At 62.4% G+C, this 23,727-nt stretch carries 19 protein-coding genes; 16 read left to right on the top strand and 3 right to left on the bottom strand.

The features are described from left to right. Positions 1 to 50: 50 nt before the first annotated feature. The gene (locus tag PQU96_RS00220; RefSeq protein WP_272770304.1) at positions 51 to 1,718 is read right to left on the bottom strand and encodes a sensor domain-containing diguanylate cyclase; all 1,668 of its coding nucleotides are present in this window, start codon (positions 1,716 to 1,718) and stop codon (positions 51 to 53) included. A gap of 178 nt (positions 1,719 to 1,896) precedes the next feature. On the opposite strand from PQU96_RS00220, the gene cysG reads away from it, so the two are divergent. The 16 genes from cysG to PQU96_RS00300 all read left to right on the top strand — a co-directional run bounded on the left by cysG (position 1,897) and on the right by PQU96_RS00300 (position 19,176). Next, positions 1,897 to 3,312 carry a siroheme synthase CysG gene (gene cysG / locus PQU96_RS00225; RefSeq protein ID WP_272770305.1) on the top strand — a complete coding sequence of 472 codons (1,416 nt, stop codon included), beginning with the start codon at positions 1,897 to 1,899 and terminating at the stop codon, positions 3,310 to 3,312. Positions 3,313 to 3,389: 77 nt separating this feature from the next. After that, positions 3,390 to 3,788: a PTS sugar transporter subunit IIA gene (locus PQU96_RS00230; protein ID WP_272770306.1), complete on the top strand. Its 399-nt coding sequence runs from the start codon at positions 3,390 to 3,392 to the stop codon at positions 3,786 to 3,788. Further along, complete coding sequence (locus tag PQU96_RS00235; protein ID WP_047967915.1) at positions 3,785 to 4,054, top strand: HPr family phosphocarrier protein; 270 nt, start codon at positions 3,785 to 3,787, stop codon at positions 4,052 to 4,054. Before PQU96_RS00230 ends, PQU96_RS00235 begins: the two co-directional genes overlap by 4 nt. Positions 4,055 to 4,099: 45 nt before the next feature. Further along, positions 4,100 to 5,839, top strand: coding sequence for a phosphoenolpyruvate--protein phosphotransferase (gene ptsP, locus PQU96_RS00240; protein WP_272770307.1), 1,740 nt, complete (start codon positions 4,100 to 4,102; stop codon positions 5,837 to 5,839). Between the two features lie 19 nt (positions 5,840 to 5,858). Further along, entirely contained in the window at positions 5,859 to 6,941 is a 1,083-nt protein-coding gene (gene rfaQ / locus PQU96_RS00245; RefSeq protein ID WP_272770308.1) for a putative lipopolysaccharide heptosyltransferase III, read from the top strand. After that, positions 6,938 to 8,059, top strand: coding sequence for a glycosyltransferase family 4 protein (locus PQU96_RS00250; protein WP_272770309.1), 1,122 nt, complete (start codon positions 6,938 to 6,940; stop codon positions 8,057 to 8,059). Before rfaQ ends, PQU96_RS00250 begins: the two co-directional genes overlap by 4 nt. Positions 8,060 to 8,118: 59 nt before the next feature. Next, positions 8,119 to 9,879: a lipid A export permease/ATP-binding protein MsbA gene (msbA, locus tag PQU96_RS00255; protein ID WP_272770310.1), complete on the top strand. Its 1,761-nt coding sequence runs from the start codon at positions 8,119 to 8,121 to the stop codon at positions 9,877 to 9,879. Beyond that, positions 9,872 to 10,972: a glycosyltransferase family 4 protein gene (locus tag PQU96_RS00260; protein ID WP_272770311.1), complete on the top strand. Its 1,101-nt coding sequence runs from the start codon at positions 9,872 to 9,874 to the stop codon at positions 10,970 to 10,972. Before msbA ends, PQU96_RS00260 begins: the two co-directional genes overlap by 8 nt. Further along, complete coding sequence (locus tag PQU96_RS00265; protein WP_272770312.1) at positions 10,969 to 11,790, top strand: polysaccharide deacetylase family protein; 822 nt, start codon at positions 10,969 to 10,971, stop codon at positions 11,788 to 11,790. The genes PQU96_RS00260 and PQU96_RS00265 overlap by 4 nt, the downstream gene beginning before the upstream one ends. After that, complete coding sequence (locus PQU96_RS00270; protein ID WP_272770313.1) at positions 11,790 to 12,935, top strand: glycosyltransferase family 9 protein; 1,146 nt, start codon at positions 11,790 to 11,792, stop codon at positions 12,933 to 12,935. The genes PQU96_RS00265 and PQU96_RS00270 overlap by 1 nt, the downstream gene beginning before the upstream one ends. Further along, complete coding sequence (locus tag PQU96_RS00275) at positions 12,932 to 14,143, top strand: glycosyltransferase (protein ID WP_272770314.1); 1,212 nt, start codon at positions 12,932 to 12,934, stop codon at positions 14,141 to 14,143. Before PQU96_RS00270 ends, PQU96_RS00275 begins: the two co-directional genes overlap by 4 nt. Next, positions 14,140 to 15,252 carry a glycosyltransferase family 9 protein gene (locus PQU96_RS00280; protein ID WP_272770315.1) on the top strand — a complete coding sequence of 371 codons (1,113 nt, stop codon included), beginning with the start codon at positions 14,140 to 14,142 and terminating at the stop codon, positions 15,250 to 15,252. The genes PQU96_RS00275 and PQU96_RS00280 overlap by 4 nt, the downstream gene beginning before the upstream one ends. Before the next feature lie 7 nt (positions 15,253 to 15,259). After that, positions 15,260 to 16,399, top strand: coding sequence for a glycosyltransferase family 9 protein (locus tag PQU96_RS00285; protein ID WP_272770316.1), 1,140 nt, complete (start codon positions 15,260 to 15,262; stop codon positions 16,397 to 16,399). Next, positions 16,396 to 17,463, top strand: a complete 1,068-nt coding sequence (locus PQU96_RS00290; RefSeq protein WP_272770317.1) for a polysaccharide pyruvyl transferase family protein — start codon at positions 16,396 to 16,398, stop codon at positions 17,461 to 17,463. Before PQU96_RS00285 ends, PQU96_RS00290 begins: the two co-directional genes overlap by 4 nt. Positions 17,464 to 17,468: 5 nt before the next feature. Then, entirely contained in the window at positions 17,469 to 18,107 is a 639-nt protein-coding gene (locus PQU96_RS00295) for a CatB-related O-acetyltransferase (protein ID WP_272770318.1), read from the top strand. Between the two features lie 16 nt (positions 18,108 to 18,123). Further along, positions 18,124 to 19,176: a glycosyltransferase family 9 protein gene (locus PQU96_RS00300; RefSeq protein WP_272770319.1), complete on the top strand. Its 1,053-nt coding sequence runs from the start codon at positions 18,124 to 18,126 to the stop codon at positions 19,174 to 19,176. Between the two features lie 95 nt (positions 19,177 to 19,271). Here the strand turns inward: PQU96_RS00300 and PQU96_RS00305 are convergent, their stop codons facing one another. Both PQU96_RS00305 and PQU96_RS00310 read right to left on the bottom strand, forming a co-directional pair. Then, entirely contained in the window at positions 19,272 to 20,579 is a 1,308-nt protein-coding gene (locus PQU96_RS00305) for a TolC family outer membrane protein (RefSeq protein ID WP_272770320.1), read from the bottom strand. An 80-nt stretch (positions 20,580 to 20,659) separates the two neighbouring features. Beyond that, positions 20,660 to 23,719 (bottom strand): efflux RND transporter permease subunit, encoded by a 3,060-nt coding sequence (locus tag PQU96_RS00310; RefSeq protein ID WP_272770321.1) that lies wholly within the window; start codon positions 23,717 to 23,719, stop codon positions 20,660 to 20,662. Between the last annotated feature and the right edge of the window lie 8 nt (positions 23,720 to 23,727).

Genomic DNA, 23,727 nt, shown 5'->3' on the forward strand with positions numbered 1-23,727 from the left:
GCCGCAACAGCGTGCGCTGTTGCGGCCAACCTTTTTTGTCGTAACGGCGCTTACAGCGATTCGGCGACGCAGACGCGGTTGCGTCCCTTGGCCTTGGCCTGGTACAGCGCCTGGTCGGCGTGGCGGATCAGTTCGCTCAGCTCGCGGCAGGCCGGTGCCAGCGAGGCGACGCCGATGCTGACCGTGATCGGGATGGTGTGGTCCTGGTGCGTGATCGGCAGCGCGGCGATGGCGTTGCGCAGGCGTTTTGCCACCACCAGCGCCTCTTCGGCCGGTGTATCCGGCAGGATGGCGGCAAACTCTTCGCCGCCCATGCGGCAGACCAGGTCGCTGGCGCGCAGCGCGCCCTTCACGCACTGGGCGAAGGCCTGCAGCACCACGTCGCCGCCCTCGTGACCGTGTTTGTCGTTGACGCGCTTGAAGTGGTCGATGTCCATCATCAGCAGGCTGAACGGTTTGCCGAGGTAGCGTGCCTCCTTGAAACGTTGCGAGGCGAGGTCGATGAAGTGGCGGCGGTTGGCCATGCCGGTCAGCCCGTCCTGCGTCGCCAGCCGGTACAGCGCGGTGGCGCGCTGCTCCTGCTGGATGGCGATCGCCATCAGGTGCGAGGTGCGGCGCACGATGTCCAGCAAGTGCGGCTCCGGCGTGCAGGGGTGCTCGTGGTAGAGGCCGAAGGTGCCGAGCACCTTGCCGTCCTGTGCCAGGATGGGCAGCGACCAGCAGGCGCCAAGCCGGTGGGCGGCGGCCAGCTCGCGGTAGTCCTGCCACAGTGGGTCATGGGCGATGTCGCTGACGATCACCATCTCGCCTCGCCACGCGGTGGTGCCGCAGGAGCCGATGCCCTCGCCGATCGGCAGCCCGTCGATCGCGTCCTTGTACTCGCTGGCCAGCGACGGTGCCGCCGCCAGGTACAGCCGTTCGCCGGCCTCATCCAGCAGCATGATGCTGCACATCGCGCCCCCGAGCTGGCCCTCGAGGGTCTGGCAAGTCCAGCCCATCACCTCCGGCAGCGGGCGGTCGTTGGCGATCATTTCCAGCAGCCGGTTCTCGTCGGCTTCCCATTGTCTGGTCGCATGCTGCTCGCTGATGTCGCGATCGATGCTGAGCAGCGATTGCAGCTCGCCGTCGTCGTTGTACTCCGGCAGCAGTCTCGATTCAAACACATAGTGTCGTTGCGGCAGGCTCAGCTCGCTGATGAAGCGTTGCGGCTTGCCGCTGGCGATCACCTGCTGTGCATTGTGGCGGATGGCGTCCTTCAGCTGCGCGGGCAGGAAACGTTCTTCCAGCGTGCGGCCGATGTGTTCCGCCGCCGAGGTCGGCGAGAACTTGCTCAGCGAGTGGTTGATGAAGCGGCAGCGCAGGTCGAGGTCGTAGCGGGTGATGATGTCCGGCGAGTTGTCGACCAGGGTGCGGAAGGCGTGGCGGTCCTCGCGCACGCTGATCAGCCAGCCGGCGCTCAGCGGTGTCACCAGCCACTCCAGCAGCAGGCCCTGCGCTGGCAGCGTCAGGTCGCCGTTGTCGGGTTGTTCCAGGCGCTGCAGCACCGCCTGTGGCAGCAGTGTGGCCGGCAAGGGACTGCCGACGACGGGCAGCGGCTGGCCGTGACAGGCGATGCTGAAACGCTCGCTGACGAAGACGACCTGTCGCGACAGGTCAAGCAGCAGGTAACCGGCCGGCAGCGCGCTGAGGACGGTTTCGAGAGTGGCTTGGGCGAACACGCGGTGCTCCTGCAGGCCATGGCCGCGCGGCGGGCGATGGCGGATCCGGAAATGTTTGAAGCATAGTACCTGAATGCCATGGCCGCCGGTATCCGCCGCCGGATGTAGTGCCTGGGTCGGGCATCGCCAAGCTGCGCCGGCTGGAGTATTCTGCCAAGGTCAGCTACAGGAGCATTCCGTGGAGTATTTTCCGATTTTCATGCGCCTTGCCGGCGAGCCGTGCCTGTTGGTCGGCGGCGGCGAGGTGGCGGTGCGCAAGGCGCGCCTGCTGCAGTCGGCCGGCGCACGGCTGACGGTGGTGGCGCCGCAGCTGGTGCCGGAGCTGGCCGCGATGGCGGCCGCCGGCGAGGTGTGCCATATCGACGCCTGTTTCCAGCCGGCGCAGGTCGGCGGCCAGCGGCTGGTGGTGGCCGCCACCAACCAGCGCGAGGTCAATCGTCTGGTGTCGCAGACGGCGCAGGCGCTGGGCATTCCGGTCAACGTGGTGGATGACCCCGAGCTGTCCAGCTACATCACGCCGGCCATCGTCGACCGCTCGCCGCTGGTGATCGCGGTATCGACCGGCGGCGGCGTGCCGGTGCTGGCGCGGCTGATCCGCGCGCGGCTGGAAAGCCTGATTCCGGCCGGTTTCGGTCGCCTGGCGCAGTTTGCCACGCGTTTCCGCGACCGGGTCAAGGCGCGCTTCGGCAATGTCGAGGAGCGGCGCGCGTTCTGGGAGGCGGTGCTGGAAGGGCCGCTGGCGGAACAGGTGATGAACGGCGACGAGCGCGCGGCCGAGGCCGACCTGCTGCAAAGGTTGGCCGCAGGTGACAGCGCGCCGTCCGGCGCGGTGTACCTGGTCGGCGCCGGCCCCGGCAACCCCGACCTGCTCACCTTCCGCGCCCTGCGCCTGATGCAGCAGGCCGATGTGGTGCTGTACGACAATCTGGTGGCGCCGGAGCTGATGGAACTGGTGCGCCGCGACGCGGAACGCATCTTCGTCGGCAAGCAGCGCGCCAACCACACCATGCCGCAGGAAGAGATCAACACCCTGCTGGTGCGCCTGGCGCAAGAGGGCAAGCGCGTGCTGCGGCTGAAGGGCGGCGATCCGTTCACCTTCGGCCGTGGCGGCGAGGAAATCGAGCTGCTGGCCGAGCACCGCATCCCGTTCGAGGTGGTGCCCGGCATCACCTCGGCCAGCGGTGCCGCCGCTTACGCCGGCATTCCGCTGACCCACCGCGATCACGCGCAGGCGGTGGTATTTGTTACAGGTCATAAAAAAGACGGTAGCATTCAGTTAGACTGGCCGGCGTTGACGCGCCCGGATCAGACGGTGGTGGTGTACATGGGACTGGCGATGGCGGCCGAGATCTGCGACGCCTTCATCGCGCACGGCAAGCCGGCTTCCACGCCGGCGGCGGTGGTGCATCGCGCCACCACCGCGCAGCAGCGCACTGTGGTCGGCACGCTGGCCAGCCTGCCGGCCAAGATCGCGCAGAGCGGCATCACCTCGCCGGCCTTGATCATCGTCGGCGACGTGGTGGCGCTGTCGTCGCGGCTGGGCTGGTTCCGCGATGTCGAGGAGATCGTACCGACCCCCGACACGCAGCAGTGAATCCAGGGCGGTGACGGCGCGGTACCGTCACCACGTCATAACGCGGGCAATACCGGCTCGTCCGGAGCAAGACAATCATGGTAGGTGTACTGATCATTTCGCATGGCGAGCTGGGCTTGTGCCTGGCCGACTGTGCACGGCACGTGCTGGGGCGCGTGCCGGACAATCTGGCCATCCTCGGCGTCGAGAAACAGGACAATCCCGACGCGCGGCTGCTGGACGCGCAGGCATTGATCGACAAGATCAACGACGGCAGCGGCGTGCTGGTGTTAAGCGACATGCTCGGCGGGACGCCTTGCAATATTGCCAGCCGCCTGCGCAAGCGCGGCGTGGTCGAGGTCGTCGCCGGCGTCAACCTGCCGATGCTGGTGCGGGCGCTGAGCTACAGTGCGCAGCCGCTGGAGGTGGTGGTCAGCAAGGCGATTACAGGGGGACTGGAAGGCGTGTACTACGTCATTCCCGAGGGAAAAGAATGAAAACACAGCAAATCGAGATCATCAACAAGCTGGGCCTGCACGCGCGCGCCTCCAGCAAGTTCACCCAGACCGCCAGCCGTTTCAAGGCCGAAGTCTGGATCGCGCGCAACGGCCGCCGCGTCAACGGCAAGAGCATCATGGGGGTGATGATGCTGGCGGCGGCGAAAGGCTCGCAAATCGAGCTGGAAACCAATGGCGAGGACGAGGATCTCGCGATGGCGGCACTGGTCGAACTGATCAACAACCGCTTTGACGAGGCGGAATAACCGCCCGCAACAAGAACAGGGACCGGACAGGGGAGAGGGCGCAACATGAGCATCGTTTTGCACGGGGTACCGATCGGTGGTGGCATCGCCATCGGCCGTGCCCACTTGCTGTCGCAAAGCATGGATGACGTGGTGCATTACAGTATCGACGACCACGAAATCGCGGCAGAACAGCAGCGTTTCGACCAGGCGGTGCGGGCCACGCGCAAGCAGCTGGAAATGCTGTGGGGCAGCATCCCGGAGAACGCCCCGGCGGAGCTGGGGGCCTTCCTGTCGTTGCACATCATGCTGCTGTCGGATGTGACCCTGACGCGCGACCCGCGCGAACTGATCGCCAGCCTGCGTTGCAACGCGGAGTGGGCGCTGAAACAGCAGTGCGACACCCTGATCGAGCAGTTCGACGCCATCGAGGAAGACTACCTGCGCGAACGCAAGCACGACGTGCTGCAGGTGGTGGAGCGGGTGTTCAAGAACCTCGGCGGCCATACCACCGAGCTGCAGCTGTCGGAAGGGCTGGACGGCGACGCCATCCTGGTGGCGCACGACCTGTCGCCTGCCGACATGGTCTACTTCAAGGATTCCAGTGTCGCGGCCTTCGTCACCGACGTCGGCGGCGCCACCAGCCATACCGCCATTCTCGGCCGCAGCCTCGACCTGCCGTCGGTGATCGCGCTGCACCACGCGCGCGAATTGGTGCGCGAGGACGAGCTGATCATCGTCGATGGCCAGCAGGGCGTGCTGCTGATCAACCCAGAACCGACGGTGCTGGCCGAGTACCGCCGCCGGCAGCGCGCCTGCGTCGAGGCGCGGCGCAAGCTGTCCAGCATCCGCAACACCGACGCCATCACCGGGGACGGCACCCCGATCGAGCTGCTGGCCAATATCGAGCTGCCGCAGGATGCGGCCAACGTGCTGGACGCCGGCGCCGTCGGCGTCGGCCTGTTCCGCAGCGAATTCCTGTTCCTCGGTCGCGACAACCTGCCGTCGGAGGACGAGCAGTTCGAGGCCTACCGCATGGTGGCGGAGCTGACCGGCGGCGCGCCGGTGACGGTGCGCACCATGGACCTCGGTGCCGACAAGAGCCCGCGCTGGCTCAACCATCAGCTGGCCGAAAACCCGGCGCTTGGCCTGACGGGTATCCGCCTGTGCCTGGCCGAGCCGCTGATGTTCCGCGCCCAGCTGCGCGCGCTGCTGCGCGCGTCGGCCTTCGGCAAGGTCCGCATCCTGTTTCCGATGATCAACAGCCTGGGCGAGCTGAAGCAGTCGCTGACCCAGCTGGAGTACGCCAAGGCCGAGCTGCGCGCCGAAGGCATCGCCTTTGCCGAGGCGGTAGAGGTCGGCGCCATGATCGAGATCCCGTCGGCGGCGCTGGTGGTGGGCAGCTTCATCAAGCATGTCGACTTCCTCTCCATCGGCACCAACGACCTGATCCAGTACACGCTGGCGATCGACCGCAACGACGACAGCGTCAGTCACCTGTACGACCCCATCCATCCGGCGGTGCTGAAGCTGATCTCCTACACCATCAAGACCGCCAGCAAGGCCGGGGTGCCGGTCTCGGTGTGCGGCGAGATGGCCGGCGACGCGCGCCTGACCCGGTTGCTGCTGGGCATGGGCCTGCGCCGCTTCTCGATGCACCCGGCCAACCTGCTGGACGTGAAGCAGCAGGTGCTGTCCAGTCACCTCGATGAAGTGGGGCCGTTTGTTGCGCGCATGCTTCGCAGCGAAGACCCTGATAGAATCGCCGATCTTCTGCAACAACTGAATGCCGGGCCGGACGCCTGATCCGGCTTTTTTCTTTTCTATGCTCAAAGACGCTATCGATCTGTCCACCGTGCGCCGCGTGCTTGTCGTCAAGCTGCGCCACCACGGCGACGTGCTGTTGTCGTCGCCGGTGCTGTCGGTGCTGAAGACGCACGCGCCGCATGCCGAGATCGACGCGCTGGTGTATCACGATACCCGCGACATGTTGTCCGGCCATCCGGCGCTGTCGCAGCTGTTCACCATCGACCGGAACTGGAAAAGGCTCGGCCTGCGCGGGCAGCTGGCCGCCGAGTGGCAGCTGCTGTCCGGCCTGAGAGCAAGGCAGTACGACCTGATCGTGCACCTGACCAATCACAAGCGTGGTGCCTGGCTGAGCCGTTTGCTGCGGCCACGCTGGGCGGTAGCACCGGGCGGCAGTTTCGGCAAGTTCTTCACCAACAGTTTCAGCCACCGTTACCCGGTGATTGGCGGCAACCGCCGCCATACCGTGGAAACCCATCTTGATGCCTTGCGCCGCCTCGGTATTTATCCAGCAGCCGACGAGCGCCGGCTGCGGCTGGTGGCGGGCGAGGCGGCCGAGCAGAGTGTGCGCCAGAAGCTGGCGGCGCAGGGCGTCAGTGCTCCTTACCTCGTCATCCATCCGACCTCGCGCTGGCTGTTCAAGACCTGGCCCGCCGCACGCATGGCGGCACTGATCGAACAGCTGCGTGCACAGGGCGAAACCGTGGTTCTGTCGGCGGCGCCGGACCCGGCCGAGCTGGCGATGCTGGCCGATATCACCGACCGGCTGTCACAACCGGTGGCCTCGCTGGCCGGCCAGCTGAGCCTGAAGGAGCTGGCGGCGCTGATCGACAGCGCGCAGGCCTTCATCGGCATGGATTCGGTGCCGATGCACATCGCTGCGGCGATGCAGACGCCGTGCGTGGCGCTGTTCGGCCCCTCCGGCGACATCGAGTGGGGACCGTGGCAGGTACCGCATCGCCTGCTGCGCGCCGAGCTGCCATGCCGCCCGTGCGGCAAGGATGGCTGTGGCGGCGGCAAGCGCAGCGAATGCCTGGAGCTGATCGGCGAAACACAGGTGCTGGCTGCCTTCAACAGCCTGATGACCGAGGTCGGCGCATGACGCGGCTGGCCATCGTGCGACAGAAGTACAATCCGGCCGGCGGCGCCGAGCGCTTCGTCAGCCGTGCGCTGTCGGCGCTGTCGGCGCAGGGTGATCTGGACGTGAACCTGATCGCACGTAAGTGGGAAGCGCTTTCCGGCGTGCGCGCCTTTGCGGCCAACCCTTTCTACCTCGGCAGTGTCTGGCGCGACTGGGGCTTTGCCTGTGCCGCGCGCCGCATCTGGCAGCGCGAAGGCTTCGACCTGGTGCAGTCGCACGAGCGCATTGCCGGCTGCGACATCTACCGTGCCGGCGACGGTGTGCATCGCCACTGGCTGCAACTGCGCCGCCGTGTACTGTCGCGGCGGGGGCGGCTGACCATGCTGCTGAATCCCTATCACCACTACGTGCAGTGGATGGAGCGGCGCATGTTCCTGCATCCGCGCCTCAAAACCGTGATCTGCAACTCGCAGATGGTGAAGCGCGAGATCCAGCACTATTTCGGCCTGCCGGACGAGCGTTTTGCCGTGATCTACAACGGCGTCGATACCGCGGCGTTTCACCCGTCGTTGCGCGAACATCGCGACGCGATGCGCAAGCAGTGGCAGATTCCGGCTTCCGCGCCCTTGCTGCTGTACGTCGGCTCCGGTTTCGAGCGCAAGGGCGTGGCACGGGCCTTGCAGGCCATCGTGCCGCATCCGGATGTACATCTGGTGGTGGTGGGGCACGACAAGCACGCCGCGCAGTACCAAAGGTTGGCCGCCACGCTGGGCATCGCATCGCGTGTCCGTTTTGCCGGCGCGCAAAACGACGTCAAGCCGTTTTACGGCATGGCCGACGCCTTCATCCTGCCGACCCTGTACGACCCGTTCCCCAATGTCTGTGTCGAGGCACTGGCCTGCGGTTTGCCGGTGTTCACCACGCAGCAGTGCGGTGCTGCCGAGCTGATCCGCGATGGCGACAACGGCTGGGTGGCCGACGCGCTGGACGGCGCGACCCTGCGCCAGCAGCTCGGCCAATGGCTGGCCTGCCGTGCCGATTGGCCAAGGTTGGCCGCAGCCGCGCGTGACAGTGTGGCCGAGCTGACGCTGGACAAGATGGCCGCGCGTCTGCTGGCTTGCTACCAGCGCTTGTTGTGACAGGGCCCGGCTGGCGCCGGGCTAGTTTATAATCGTCTGTTTTATCATTGGTTTTTCGCATGACAACTACTCCTGAGACCAGCAGTTTCGCGCTTTACAAGCGGGTACTCGGCTATCTGCGGCCTTACTGGAAGGTATTCGCGATATCGCTGCTGTCGATGAGCATCGCCGCGGCCACCGAGCCGGCCTTTGCGCGGCTGATGAAGCCGTTGATCGACGGCGGCTTCGTCAACAAGGACGGCTCGTCGCTGATCTGGGCGCCACTGGCCATCGTCGGCCTGTTCCTGGTGCGTGGTATTACCAGCTACGTCAACGAATACTCCACCAGCTGGCTGACCGGGCATCTGGTGCAGTCGCTGCGGGAGGAGATGTTTGCCAAGCTGCTGCGCCTGCCGGTGAACTACTACGACGACCATCCGTCCGGCCGCCTGCTGTCGCGCATCGCCTTCGACGTCAACCAGGTGACCGAGGCCGGTTTCAACGTGGTCACCGTCACCGTCAAGGACGGCATTACCATCCTTGGTCTACTGGGTCTGCTGTTTTATACCGACTGGCAGCTGACGCTGATCTGCCTCGCGGTACTGCCGATCGTGACGCTGTGCGTGCGCGTGGTCGGCAAGCGCCTGCGCGGCCTGTCGCGCCAGAACCAGCAGAACATGGCGCAGCTGACCCAGGTGCTGGGTGAAAGCATCGATTGCCATCGCGTGGTCAAAGTCTACGGCGGCGAAGGCTACGAGGCACAGCGCTTCCACCGCTCTGCCGAGGCCATCCGTCACAACGCCGTCAAGCAAAGCGCCACCTCGTCGGCCAATACCGGTGTTACCCAGCTATTCATCGCCTGCGCGCTGGCGGCTATCCTGTATTTCGCCGCGCTGCGTGCCCACAACGGCAGCTTTACCGCCGGCGATTTCATGTCCTTCCTGACCGCAATGCTGATGCTGTTCGCACCGGTCAAGCGCATCACCAGCATTTCGCAATCGCTGCAGAAAGGCCTGGCCGCCGCCGAGAGCGTGTTCGGCTTCCTCGACGAGCAGGGTGAGCCGGATAACGGCACCCGCCGCCTGCAGGGTACGCGCGGTGAGCTGGTATTCGACAATGTGCAGTTCCGCTACCCTGCCGCCGAGCGCCCGGCGCTGCAGGACATCCGCTTTGCCGTCAAGCCGGGCGAGACCGTGGCGCTGGTCGGCTCCAGCGGCAGCGGCAAGACCACGCTGGTCAGCCTGATCCCGCGCTTTTACGAGCCGTCCGCAGGCCAGATTACGCTGGACGGTATGCCGCTGACCGACATCACCCTGGCCAGCCTGCGCCAGCACATCGCGCTGGTCAGCCAGGACGTGGTGCTGTTCAACGACAGTGTGGCGGCCAACATTGCCTATGGTCGCATCGGCGAGGTCAGCCGCGAGCAGATTGTCGAAGCCGCCCGCGCCGCCAATGCGCTGGAATTCATCGAGGCGATGCCGCAGGGCTTTGACACCATGATCGGTGAAAACGGCGTGCGCCTGTCCGGTGGCCAGCGCCAACGGCTGGCGATTGCCCGCGCCTTGCTGAAGAATGCGCCTATCCTGATCCTGGACGAGGCCACCAGCGCGCTGGATACCCAGTCTGAACGGCTGGTGCAGGCGGCGCTGGAGAACCTGATGCAGAACCGCACCACACTGGTGATCGCCCACCGCCTGTCTACCATCGAGCACGCCGACCGCATTGTGGTGATGCACCAGGGCCGTATTGCCGAAGTCGGCAACCACGGCGAACTGATCGCGCAGGATGGCCTGTACGCCAACCTGCACCGCCTGCAGTTCAAGGAGCCCGCGCATGACTAAGCCGGTGCTGACCATCGTCCATACCGAATCGTCGCTGGGCTGGGGCGGGCAGGAGCACCGCACCTTCAAGGAGATGGTCGGCCTGCGCCAGCTGGGCCACCGCATGATCCTGCTGTGCCAGCCCAAGGCCAAATTCGGCGCCCGTGCGCGCGAGGCCGGTTTCGAGGTGTTCGAGGTGCGCATGCGCAACGGCATCGACCTGCCGGCGGCGTGGCGCATGGCGGCCATCATCCGCCGCGTGCAGGCCGACGTGGTCAATACCCACAGCGGCCGCGACAGCATCCTAGGCGGCCTGGCCGGGCTGCTGGCCGGCCGTCTGGTGGTGCGTACCCGCCATCTGGCGCTGCCGATCACCTCGCGTTTCACCTACACCACGCTGCCGCACCATGTCGTCAGTGTCAGCGAGCATGTACGCCGCTACCTGATCAGCGAGGGCGTGCCGGAATCGCGCGTGTCTACCGTGTATACCGGCATTGATCCGCAGGTGATGCAACTGGACGGTCCGTCCACGCTGCGGGCCGAGCTGGGCATTGCCGATGGCGCGCGCGTGATCGGCACCGTGGCCATCCTGCGCATGAAAAAGGGGCACCGTTTCATCGTGGAGGCAGCCGACCGCATTCTGGCCGCGCATCCGGACACCCATTTCGTGTTTGCCGGCGACGGCGCGCAGATGGACAACCTCAAAACACTGATTGCGGCCAAAGGGTTGGCCGCACGCATACACCTGCTCGGCCTGCGCCGCGACATCGCCAACGTACTGGCCGGCTGCGACCTGTTCCTGCTGCCGACCGAGCAGGAGGCGCTGGGCACCTCCTATATCGAGGCGATGGCGATGGGCCTGCCGGTTGTGGGCACCAATGTCGACGGCGTACCGGAAGTGGTCCGCGACGGCGACAACGGCCTGCTGATCGCGCCGGGCAATGCCGCCAGCCTGGCCGAGGCGGTCAACCGCCTGCTGGGCGACGACGCGCTGCGCCGGCGCATGGCCGAGCGCAGCCGCGAACTGGTGTCGTCGGTATTCCACGTCGATACCATGTGCCGCTCGATGCTGGACCTGTACCGTCGTCTGCTGGCACAACGGGGGCAGGGATGAAACAGGCCAAAGCCATTCCGGTACTGATGTACCACCACGTCAGCCCCAGCCCCGGGCTGGTGACGGTCTCGCCGCAGACCTTCGAGCACAATATGCGCTGGCTGGCGGAAAACGGCTGGACCACCATTCGTTGCGACGACCTGGCCGGGTTTCTGGCTGGCCGGCCGCTGCCGGACAAAAGCGTGCTGGTCACCTTTGACGACGGTTATCTCGACAACTGGGTCTACGCCCATCCGGTGCTGCAGCGCTACGGTCAGCAGGCCACGCTGTTCACCATCACCGGCTGGATCGGCGACGGCGCGGTACGTCCGCACGACGGTTACGGCCAACCTTTGCCGGCCACGCCGGATCACAAGGGCTGCAAGCGGGCGGTCGACGAGGACCGTGCCGATGAGGTGATGATGCGCTGGAGCGAGATCGAGGCGGCGCGCGCCGCCGGCACCTTCGAGTTCCACAGTCATACCCACAGCCATGCGCGTTGGGACAAGCTGTGTGCCAGTCGCGAAGACAAGCGCGAACGGCTGGCCGCCGATCTGGCACAGTCGCGTGCCACGCTGCAGGCGCGGCTAGGCACGGTCAGCGATCACCTGTGCTGGCCGCAGGGCTATTTTGACGACGACTACCTGGCGGTGGCCGACGCGGCCGGTTTCCGCCACCTGTACACGGTGGACAAGGCGCTCAATACCCGCAAAACCTCACCACGGCACATCGGCCGCATCGTGACCAAGGACCGCAGCGACGGCTGGTTCGGACGCCGTCTCGGCCTGTACCGCAGCCCGCTGCTGGGGCGCGCCTATCTGGCGTTGCGGGGCAAATAATGGGCACCCGCATTCGCGAGAACCTGCTGGCGTGGGGGCTGGGCCTGGCCCGCCGTTTCGATCGCCGCGCACCGGACCCGGCCGAACTGGGCACCGCAGCCATCCGCCGCATCCTGGTGATGTCCTGCACCGCCATCGGCGACACGCTGCTGTCCACGCCGGCCATTCGCAGCCTGCGCCAGCGCTACCCGCAGGCGCGCATCGTGCTGCTGGTCAACGCGCCGTATCACGGCCTGTTTGCCGATAATCCCGATATCGACGATCTGATCGACTACCACGGCGGCTATCGCCGTTTTGTGCGTCTGGCGCTGGCGCTGCGTCGCGAGCGGTTCGATCTGGTTACCATCCTGCACGCCAACGAGCCGCAGGCCACGCCGCTGGCGTATCTGAGCGGCGCCCGCTGGCGTTTCAAGCTGCCCAACAACAGCCGTTTCCGCTTCTTGCTCAGCAATCACCAGCAGGTAAGCAACTGGAGCGATTTCACCCACGGCATTGACCAGCGTCTGGCCGTGGCCGCGCTGGCCGGTGCCGACGGCCGCGACAAGCACATGATCCTGCCGGTATCGACACAGAACCGCGACGCGGTGGCCGGCTGGCTGCAACAACAGTACGGCATCACGCCGCAGCAGCCGGTGGTCGGCTTCCAGGTGGGGGCCTCGACCGCCAGCCGGCGTTGGCGCCCGGAACGCTATGCCGAACTGGCGCAGCGCCTGCTTGCGGCCAACCCAAGCTTACGCATCGTGGTGACCGGCTCGCCACAGGAGCGGGCGCTGGCGGATGCCGTTGCCGACGCCGTCAACGACGCGCGGCTGGTGGTGACGGCAGGGCAGCTGCCGCTGACGCGGATGCCGGCGCTGGTGCAGCGTTTTGCCTGTCTGGTGACGCCGGACACCGGCATCATGCACATGGCAATTGCAGTGGGCACGCCGATCGTCGGCCTGTTCGCCGCCGCGCACTGGCACGGCTCCGGCCCGACCACCGATCTGCAGCGCCATATCGTGATCCAGAAACACCGCACCTGCGACCCCTGCCTGGGCAAACGCTGCAAATATGCGGCGCCGCCGTGCATGGACAACATTACGGTTGACGAAGTACTGGCCGCCTGTGAGCGCCAGTTGTCGTTGCAACCGGAGAATCCTCAATGACAACCCGAACCAGAATCCTGTTGCTGGATACCGGCAATGAATGGGGCGGCGGGACCAATAGCCTGTTCGAGCTGCTCAAGCGCATCGACCGCGAGCGTTTCGACATCACCTGCCTGTTCTACCGCGATTACAGCAAGGGCCAGAGCACGCTGTCCCGCGAGCTGGCCGCCATCGGCATGCCGCTGCGACTGCTGCCGCAGCGTAAGCAGCCGCTGTGGGCCAAGCTGGCCAAGGAGCTGGCGCGCGGCCTGCTGGCCTGGCACAAGCCCTGGCGTCAGGCGCTGGTCAAGCGCATCGAGCACGCCTGGCGCATTGCGCCCAATGCGGCCGCGATTGCCCGCCAGCTGCGCGACGAGCGTTTTGACCTGCTGTACATGAACAACCAGCCGCGCTCCAATCTGGAAGGCTATCTGGCGGCCGAGCGGACCGGCGTGCCGGTGGTGCAGCACTGCCGCATCGAGCCGCTGATGGATGCCGCCGATGCGGCCATCGTCAACCGCGTGGCCAGCAAGGTAATCGGCGTCTCCAACGGCGTGGTCGGAGCTCTGGTCCGACACGGGGTGCAGGCAGACAAATGCGTGGCGGTGCTGAACGGCATCGATCCTGACCAGCCCCTGCCGGATGGCAGGGCGGTACGGGAACAACTGCTGGCCGGCCGCGAGCACGAGATCGTGCTGGGTGCGGTCGGGCAACTGGTAGAGCGCAAGGGCCTGCGCTTTTTGCTGCAAGCGACGGCTGAGTTGCTGCGGCGCCAGCTACCGGTGCGCCTGCTGCTGGTCGGTGACGGCCCGCAGCGTGCCGAACTGGAAAGGTTGGCCGCAAGTCTGGGCATCGCCGGGCAGGTGGTGTTTGCTGGCTTCCAGCCGCAGCCGCTGGCCTATACCGCCGCGATGGACGTCTGCGTGCTGGTGTCGCAAAGCGAGGGCCTGCCGCGCGTGCTGCTGGAGGCGATGCTGCTAGCCAAGCCGGTGGTGGCCTCGCGCGTGGTCGGCTCACAGGAGCTGGTGGCCGACGGTGACAGCGGTCTGCTGGTGCCGTATGCCGACAGCGCGGCGCTGGCTGACGCACTGGCGGCGCTGGTCGCCGATGCCGGCCTGCGTCAGCGCATGGGGCAGGCAGGGGAGGCACGGGTCAAGGCGAACTACACCATTGCCCGCTACGTGGCGGGTACCGAGGCCATTCTGGCGGAGGCGGCGGGCAAACCATGATCTATGTGCTGCTGACCTATCTGCTGGTGCCGTGGTGGCGGCTGGCCAAACGCCTGCAGCGCCGGGACAGGATTGAGCGCATCCTGCTGGTGCAGACCGCCAAGATCGGCGACATGCTGTGCGCCACGCCGGTGATCCTGGCCTTGCGCCAGCACTATCCCGACGCAGAGTTGACGGTGCTGCACGCGCCGGTCACCGGCAAGATCATCGCCGGCCTGAACGAGGTCGACCACTGCATCGCCATCCGCTCCGACTCCTGGCGCGGTCTGGCGGGCAAGTGGCGGCTGGCGCGGCTGATTGCCGCCGGGCGCTACGACCTGGCGGTGAACCTGTCGCCGTCGCTGCCTTTGCTATGCGGCCTGATCTGGGCCGGCGTGCCGCGTACGTTGTCCATCATGCCAACCAAGGTTGGCCGCACGCTGGCGGCCCTGCGCCGCTGCATCGATCTGACCGAGCAACATCGTCCGGGAGAGCTGGTGCTGGCTACCAAGCAGCGCCTGCTGCAGCAGCAGGGCATCGCCATGGGCCTGCGCAAGAAGATGGCCATCGCCGTCAGCGGCGAAGCGGTGTGTGACCGGTTGGGCATCACCCGCGACCATTCCGCCATCGGGCTTGCGATTTCCAGCGCCAACAAGCTGAAGGAGCTGGGTGAGGACCTGCTGTCGGCGCTGGTGACGCGACTGTTGCAGGATTATCCGGGGCAGGTAGTGTTGATTGGCGGGCCGGAGGACGGCCCGAGCGCCACCGAGGTAGTCGGCCGCGTACAGGGCGGAGAGCGCGTGATCAATGCCGCCGGCGCCTTCCAGCTGGACGAGCTGCCGGCGCTGATGCAGCGGCTGAAGCTGTTCATCGGCGTCGATTCCGGGCTGACCTATCTGGCGGACACCTTTGACGTACCGCTGGTTTCGGTGGTCGGGCCGATGGATTTTCGCGAGCAGCGACCAATGGGCGAGCGTGTCCGGTTTGTTGTGAAGAAGCCGGCGTGTTATCCCTGCGTGTTTATTTTTGATACACCCTATTATTGTAAACAGAAAAATAGAAGCTGCATTACTACGGTAGCGGTTGATGATATTGTTTTTGCTATTAATGATGCTCTACGAGACTTCTAGGTGAGTTATGAATATCAGAAAGCCTTTTTACCTGGCTATCGTTAGGGTTATTAATTTTTTTGATTTTAGAAAAAGAGATGCTGAGTTTTTTAATAGAAAAAAAGTAGGTAAAGTACTGATCATACCATCAACACAAATTGGTGATATGTATATGTCTTTGCCTTCCATTCATGCAGTAATACGATCATATCGCAGTGAAAATGTGGTCTTATTGTTGAATGAAATGTATCGAAATGTTTTTGACTTTCCATCGGGTGTGACAATTATTTATCGAGGAAAAGGGTGGCAGAATTTCCTTTATGATGCGTTGAAAGTATACAGGCAGCATTGTGATGTGGCGCTGATTTTGCATGCAAATGAAATGCAGCATACGCCTTTGGCATACATGTCAGGGGCACGATTTATTTTTCAGCTGCCGAATAAGACGAGGTTCAATTATTTACTTAGTAATTCGTTCCCTGTCCGAGGCTGGGGCGCGGACGAGCATGCTTCATACACAAGGTATGAGGTTGTAAAGCTAATAGGAATTTCTGAAGACAGGAATGATTTTTTTATAAAAGCATTTTCTAGTGAAGCCAACCGTAAGGTTGGTGTTCAGGTCGTGAATGATATCAAAAGTGACCATTGTTCTGATTTTGTTGTCGGTCTGCAATTGGGTGCTTCAAGCAAGAACAGGTGTTGGAGTATAAATAATTATGCTCATCTTGTTTCTATGTTTAAAGATTGTTCTGAACAATACGGACGAGTCACTTTTGTTGCTTTGGGTGGGAAGGATGACTTGGCCTTGGCAGAAGAGTTGCTGAAGTTGACCGGGTCAAGTGTTGTTTCTTTAGTTGGGAAAACAAAAATTTCAGAATTACCTGGTGTGATTTCTGGTATGGATTTTATTGTTTCTCCTGATACAGGCACTTTGCATATTGCGGAGTCGATGGGAACGCCTGTGATAGGTTTGTTTGGCGTTGAAAAAAGTAAATTCAGTGGCTCCGGTTATTTGGGTGGCAAGAAGTACATTATAGAAAAGCCTCAAACTTGTCAGCCTTGTCTTTATAACCGATGTGCTTATTCTCCGCCAAAATGTATGGAGCAGATTGCCGTGCATGAGGTTTTTTCTCTTGCCTGCAATATTATAAAGGATATTGAAAAATGAACGTATTGTTTGGTACTACGCGCCAATGGAATCCTGGTGATGAATTTATTCTTATGGGGTGTATTAATTTGCTCCATAAGGTCATTGGTGATTTCAATCCGATTATATATAACAGAAACCCTCAAACCAGGCCCGTTGTGAAACGGAAGGGGGTGAAAAAATTTTTCTATGAGAAATTTTTCTCTGGTAATGAGTTTTTGGATAATTCTTTCAAAGATGATCCTGAGGTAAATTATGTGGACTTGGTTGTTTTTGCCGGGTCTCCAGAATGGAAGGGTGAGAGACTTAGCTCTCTGTATGATTTTATTGTTAAACACAATGTGCCTGTTGTTTTTATTGGACTTGGCTCAGCAAAAAAATTCAATTTTGATGAGGGGTTTTTGACAGAAAAAGAAATGTCCGTATTGAATTCTGCCCTTTTTATTTCTTGTCGAGATGATGTTACTTTTGCCGGTTTTGATGGTAAGGCTAATGCAAGAAAAATTACCTGCCCAGCACTTCTTTCCAGTAAGACAAGTTCTGTTGTAGAAGAAGTTAAAAAGATTGGTCTAATTTATGGTAGGTCTGATGCTGTAAATAGTAATAGGGTGTCAGAAGAAACTTACGATTATCTGATGCGCTTTTACAGAAAATTGATAGAAATTTATTCTGGTCAGTACGAGTTTGAATTTATTGCACATTATATTGATGAGTTGCCTAGGTTTTCTGAAGATTTTCCTGGGTTTAAATTGAACTATTCGTATGATGCAAAGGATTACGTGGATATATTTGGTAAGTTCGATGTCGTTGTAGGCCATCGTATCCATGGTATTGGTTTGGCTGCATCTCAGGGTATACCTGGGGTTGCTATCTCTCATGATAGGAGAGGGGCGACTGCTAAAGGGTTTGGTGCTGAGATGATCTCTGTTGGTGAGGATCTGAATATGGCTGTTGATAAATTCAATATGGTTGTTTCTGAGGTTTCAACCCGAAGCAAAAAAATTATTTTTGATAAAAATGCTCTCATGGATGAGTATGTCTCTATTTTGAGTGATGCATTGAGTGAATTCAATAAAAAGGGTTAGCTTTCATGTTGAGGAGAACTGTTGGGAGGTTTGTTAGAAAACTCTTGAGAGTGGCAGGGGTGAATGGTGATGTTTATAGAAAGAGCGCTATTGATGATGGCAATTTGGTTTTTTTAGGTAGTGCCCGTCCTGATTTTTCTATAAAAAAACCAGTGGTTATAAATGGGCTTGTTGTTTACTGTTGGGATTCTACTGTCAAGTTGAGTATTGGTAATTATTCTTCTATTGCTGATGGTGTTTGTATTGTTGCTGGTGGTGAGCATAGGTTGAACTGGGTTACTACTTATGCTTTTATTGAAAATTGGAAAATTAAAGATTTGTACAACAAGCTTGAGAAGAAAAGTAAAGGGGATATCGTTATCGGGAGTGATGTTTGGGTGGGTAGTGGAGCTACAATTTTGTCTGGTGTAAGTGTTGGGCATGGTGCTGTAGTGGCTGCAGGTTCTGTGGTTGTTAAAGATGTTCCGCCATACGCTATTGTTGGAGGGAATCCAGCGCGGTTAATACGTTATAGGTTTACTCCAGATGTAATTGAGAAAATGATGGCTATTGCATGGTGGAGTTGGCCTGAGAATTTAGTCAGGGAAAGAGCTGGCGATTTAATAGATGTTGATGGATTTGTGAGAAAATATAGTTGTAGATAAATTGATTGCGCTGAAAATGAAAATCCTGGTGATACGTCGCGACAATATCGGCGATCTGGTTTGTACCACGCCCTTGATTGCAGCCTTGCGTGATAAATATCCGCAAGCGGCAATCTACGCACTGGTCAACGACTACAACAAGGATGTGCTGGATGGGCACCCGCTGCTGGATGGCGTGTACTTCTATACCAAACTGAAGCACCGCCAAGCGGGGGATTCGGTTGTGCGGGTGATCTGGCGCAAGCTGATGACCTACCTTGCGCTGCGGCGAGAACATTTTGATTACGCGATCGTGGCCGGCTCGGGTTATCCCAAGAATGCGGTCCGTCTGGCCAAGGCCGCTAGACCGAAGCACGTGATCAGTTTCGTGTCGGAGGGGACAGACTATGATGCCATCGTGGACTACCCGATCCCCTTCACGCGGGATCATGTGTTCCGTCACGAAGTAGAGTGCCTTGCCGAACTACTGGTACCGCTTGGCGTGACTCAAGCGCCCGGCAAGCTGAGTTTGCCTCCTGTTGTGGTGCCTGATGTCTTGGCCCGCCGTTTTTCCACCAAGCAGCGTCCGGTTATCGCCTTGCACATCAGTGCCCGCGAAAACAGTCGGGTGTGGGCGGTCGAGCATTTTTGCGAAGTGATCCGTAGCTGCTTGTCGCGGGACGTGGATTTCCTGCTGCTGTGGGCGCCTGGTGCCGCGGATGATCCCCGTCACCCGGGGGATGATGAGAAAGCGCATTACATCCGCAGCCAGTTCCCGGATCACGAGCGCCTGGTGTTCTACCCGACACGTACGGTCAAGGATTTGATGGCTGCTTTTTCCTGCGCCGATCTGGCGGTGTGTTCGGATGGTGGCGGCTTGCATCTCGCGGCGGGGAGCGGGGCCTGTGTGGTCGGCCTGTTCGAGCATCTGGAAAAGAAAACCAAACATTGGTATCCGTGGCAGGTGCCGCACCGGGTGTTGACCTCCGGTTCCGAACAGGACTGGCAGGTTGGTCATATCCCTGTACAGGCTGTTGTGGATGCGATTGACGACTTGCTGCCACAGGCGGCAGGGGCTAGCCGCGACTGAGCCGTTTCTGAAAACGTTGTGTTGTTGTGATTGCGGCCAACCTTGTCCAAGGTTGGCCGCAATGTTTTTGGTGCACCGTCTGCTGTAAACCAGAATCAGAAGAAACGGTTGACCTCTTCCACCACTTCGTCGTCCAGCGTGCCGGCAGCCTGTGCCAGCGCCAGTCTTGCCTGCAGGAAGTTGTAGCGTGCCTGTGCCAGCGCGCGGATGGCGTCCTGGTAGTCCTTTTCCGCGTTGAGCAGGTCGAGGTTGGTGCGCACGCCGACTTCCTTGCCGAGGCGGGTGGCGTCGAGCTTGCTCTTGGCAGAGACCAGCAGCTGTTCCTGCGCCTTGACCAGCGCCGCGCCGTTGCTGACGCCCAGCCAGCTGCGGCGCACGTTCTGCGCGTTCTGGCGGCGCGCGGCTTCCAGGTCCTCGCGCGCCTTGTCGAGGTTGGCCGCGGCTTCGGTCACTTGCGAATCGATGGCGCCGCCGGCGTACAGCGGCAGCTTCAGGCTGAGGCCGACGCTGCTGCCGCGCGTGGTGTCGCGGCCGCTGGCAACACTGGCGGCGTCGGTGCTGCGATTGTGGCTGTAGCCGGCGTTGAGGCTGACGGTGGGCAGATGCTTGCCGCGCGCTTCGTCCAGGTTCTTTTCCGCCAGCGTCAGCTGTTGCTGTTGCAGCTGCAGTGCCAGGCTGTTCTGTTGCGCGCGTTGCGTCCATGCCTCCAGCGTGCCGAGGTCGGCGGCGCTCAGTTGCGGCTTGTCGCGCAGGCGGCGGATGCTTTCCGGGTTGAGGCCGGTCAGCTGCGCCAGCGCGTTGCGCTTCAGGTCGAGATCACTCAGCGCGGCGATTTCCTGGGCGGTGGCGGCATCGTAGCCGGCCTGCGCCTCGTGGGTATCGGTAATGGTGGCGGTGCCGACCTCGAACGCCTTGCGCGCCTGCGCCAGCTGGCGCTCGTAGGCGGTCTTGGTGGCACGGGTGACGCTGAGCACGTCCTCGGCCAGCAGGGTGTCGAAGTAGGCCTTTGCGACGTCGATCACCAGCTGCTGGCCGCTGGCGTCGAACTGCAGCTGCGCCACGGTGCTGGCGATCTTGCCTTTCTGGTAGCCGCTGTAGCTGGCGGTGTCGAACAGCGGTTGCGTCAGCTGCACGCCCAGGCTGTCGCTGCGGTAGTTGCTGCCCGCGGGCTGCAATGGCTTGGTCTGGGTCGTGCTGGCGCTCAGGCCGATGCCGGGCAGTAGCAGCGCGCGGCCCTGGACCGCCTTTTCGGCACCGGCACGGTTGGCGGCGCTGGCGCTGGCGTAGCCGGCATCGTACTGGCGCGCGGCCTGCAGTGCCTGCAGCAGGTCGAAGGCGTGGGCCGGGGCGGCGAGGGCGCTGCCGAGCAGGGCGCCTAGGCCGAGGGTGCGGATGAGCTTCATAGTGGGCATTCCGTTTGCAACATTAAGGTGCTGAAACCGCTACCTTACCCAATTCCGGTAACGGCTTCACGCAGGATTGATTAATTTGTTTGCGGGCGCTTGACCCCGAACCACTGCGCGTACAGCGCCGGCAGGAACAGCAGCGTCAGCACGGTGGCCACCAGCAGGCCGCCCATGATCGCCACCGCCATCGGCCCCCAGAAGGTGCTGCGCGACAGCGGGATCATCGCCAGGATGGCGGCCAGCGCGGTGAGCATGATCGGGCGGAAGCGGCGCACGGTGGAGCCGACGATGGCCTCGAAGCGGTCGATGCCCTCGCCGATGTCGGTCTCGATCTGGTCGACCAGGATCACCGAGTTGCGCATGATCATGCCGAACAGCGCGATCACCCCCAGCATCGCGACAAAGCCGAACGGCGCGCCGAACAGGATCAGCGTCAGCGTAACGCCGATCAGGCCCAGCGGCGCGGTCAGCACCACCAGCAGCGTGCGCTGGAAGCTGCCGAGCTGGATCATCAGCAGCGTCAGCACCACCACCAGCATCAGCGGCGTCACCTTGGCGATCGCGCCCTGCGAGTTCTGGCTCGCCTCCAGCGAGCCTCCCAGCTCGATGTGGTAGCCCAGCGGCAGCGTCTTCTCCAGTGCCTGCAACTGTGGCCACAGCGCCTTGGAGATGTCGGCGGCCTGGACGCCGTCGGCGGCATCGGCGCGTACCGTCACCGTCGGCAGCCGGTTGCGGCGCCAGATGATGCTCTCCTCCGGCTGGTAGCTGATGCTGCCCAGCTGCGCCACCGGCACGTACTTGCCGCTGGCGGTTTGCACCATCAGGCTGCCCAGCGCGTCCACCTGCTCGCGGCCGGCGTTGTCCAGCCGCGCCACGATGCCGATGCTGCGGTCGCCTTCGCGCCATTCGCTGACGGTGCTGCCGCTGAGCAGCAACTGCAGCTGGCGGCTGAGCGACTGGCTCGACACCCCCAGCACGCGCGCTTTGTCCTGGTCGATTTCCACCCGCAGCGATTTCACCTGCTCGCCCCAGTCGATGTTGACGTGGCGGGCGCCGGGGTGGGCGCGCAGCAGTGTTTCAACGTTGGCCGCAATGCTGCGCACTTTGGCGTGGTCCTCGCCCATCACGCGGAACTGCACCGCGTAGCCGACCGGCGGGCCGTTCTCCAGCCGCGTGACGCGGCCGCGTACCATCGGGAAGTCACGCTCGAACAGCGTTTCCAGCTTGTGCTTGACGTCTTCGCGTACCTTTTCATCGCGCGTCATCACCATCAGCTGCGCGTAGTTCAGGTGCTGCTGCTGCTGGTCCAGCGGCAGGTAGAAGCGCGGGCTGCCGCCGCCGACGTAGGCGGTGGTGCTGACCACGTGCGGGTCGTCCTTGATCAGCGCCTCCAGCTTGCGCACCTCGGCTTCGGTGGCCTGGTAGCTGGCGCCCTGCGGCAGCCACATGTCCACCATCAGCTCGACGCGGTTGGAGGAGGGGAAGAACTGCTGCTGCACGAACAGCTTGAATGCCACCAGTGACAGCAGGAACGCGGCCGCGGTCAGCGCGACCACCGTCTTGCGGTGGTCCAGGCACCACTCCACCGTGGCGCGGAAGCGCAGGTAGAACGGCTTGTGGTAGACGTCCTCGTGCGCGCTGGCGGCGTGGTGCTCCGGCAGCAGCTTGTAGCCTAGGTAGGGCACGAACACCACCGCCACGATCCACGACAACAGCAGCGCGATGCTGACCACCGAGAACAGGCTGAACACGTACTCGCCGGCGTTGGAGCGGGCCATGCCTACTGGCAGGAAGGTGGCCGCGGTGAGCAGGGTGCCGGTCAGCATCGGGAACGCGGTGCTGGTGTAGGCAAAGGTGGCGGCCTGGAACTTGTTCCAGCCCTGTTCCAGCTTCAGCGCCATCATTTCCACCGCGATGATGGCGTCGTCGACCAGCAGGCCCAGCGCGATGATCAGCGAGCCCAGCGAGATGCGCTGCAGGTCGATGCCGAGCAGGTACATGGCGAGGAAGGTCATCGCCAGCACCAGCGGGATGGACAGCGCCACCACGATGCCGTTGCGCACGCCGAGGCTGAGGAAGCACACCGCCAGCACGATCACCACCGCCTCGATCAGCACCTTCATGAACTCGCCGACCGCGTTCTTCACCACCTGCGGCTGGTCGGACACCGAGTGGATCTGCATGCCGACCGGCAGCTTGTTCTGTACCTCCTGCATCAGCAGCTGCAGGTTGTGGCCCAGTTTCAGCACGTCGCCGCCCTGTTTCATGCTGATGGCGAGACCGAGCGCCGGCTTGCCGTCGAAGCGCATGCCGAACGACGGCGGGGTGACGAACTGGCGCTCGACGGTGGCGATGTCGCCGAGGCGGAAGGTCTTGCCGCCGGCGCTGAGCGGGGTGTCGGCAATGGCCGCCACCGAGCCGTAGCTGCCGGAGACGCGTACCCAGATACGGTCGCTAGCGGTGTCGTAATTGCCGGCCGGCGTCATCGCGTTCTGCTCCGCCAGCGCGCTCCAGATGGTGCGCGCGTCCAGCTGCAGCGCCGCCAGCTTGGCGTTGGACAGCGTCACGTAGATGCGCTCTTCCTGCTCGCCGATCATGTCCACCTTGCCGACGTCGGGCAGGCGCAGGATCTCCTGGCGCACGCCGTCGACGTAGCGGCGCACCTCCTCGTAGCTGAAGCCGTCGCCGGTAAAGGCGTAGATATTGCCGAAGGTGTCGCCGAACTCGTCATTGAAGAACGGGCCGCGGATGTCGGCGGGCAGGGTGTGCTTGATGTCACCCAGCTTCTTGCGCACCGTGTACCACAGCTGCTGCACGTTCTTGGGCGGCACGTCCTCGCGGATCGACAGGATCAGCAGCGCCTCGCCGGGCTTGGTGTAGCTCTTCACGTACTCCAGCTCGCCCATTTCCTGCAGCTTCTTCTCGATCTTGTCGGTGACCTGCTGCTCGGTCTCCAGCGCGGTGGCGCCGGGCCACAGCACGCGCACCATCATCGCCTTGAAGGTGAATTCCGGGTCTTCCTTCTGCCCCAGCTGGGTGTAGGCGAACAGCCCGGCCACCATCAGCACCACCATCAGGTACTGCACCAGCGAGCCGTTGCGTAGCGCCCATTCCGACAGGTTGATTTTCTTCGTCATCGTCGGCC

Source organism: Vogesella margarita, assembly GCF_028548475.1.
GTDB classification, from domain to species: domain Bacteria; phylum Pseudomonadota; class Gammaproteobacteria; order Burkholderiales; family Chromobacteriaceae; genus Vogesella; species Vogesella margarita.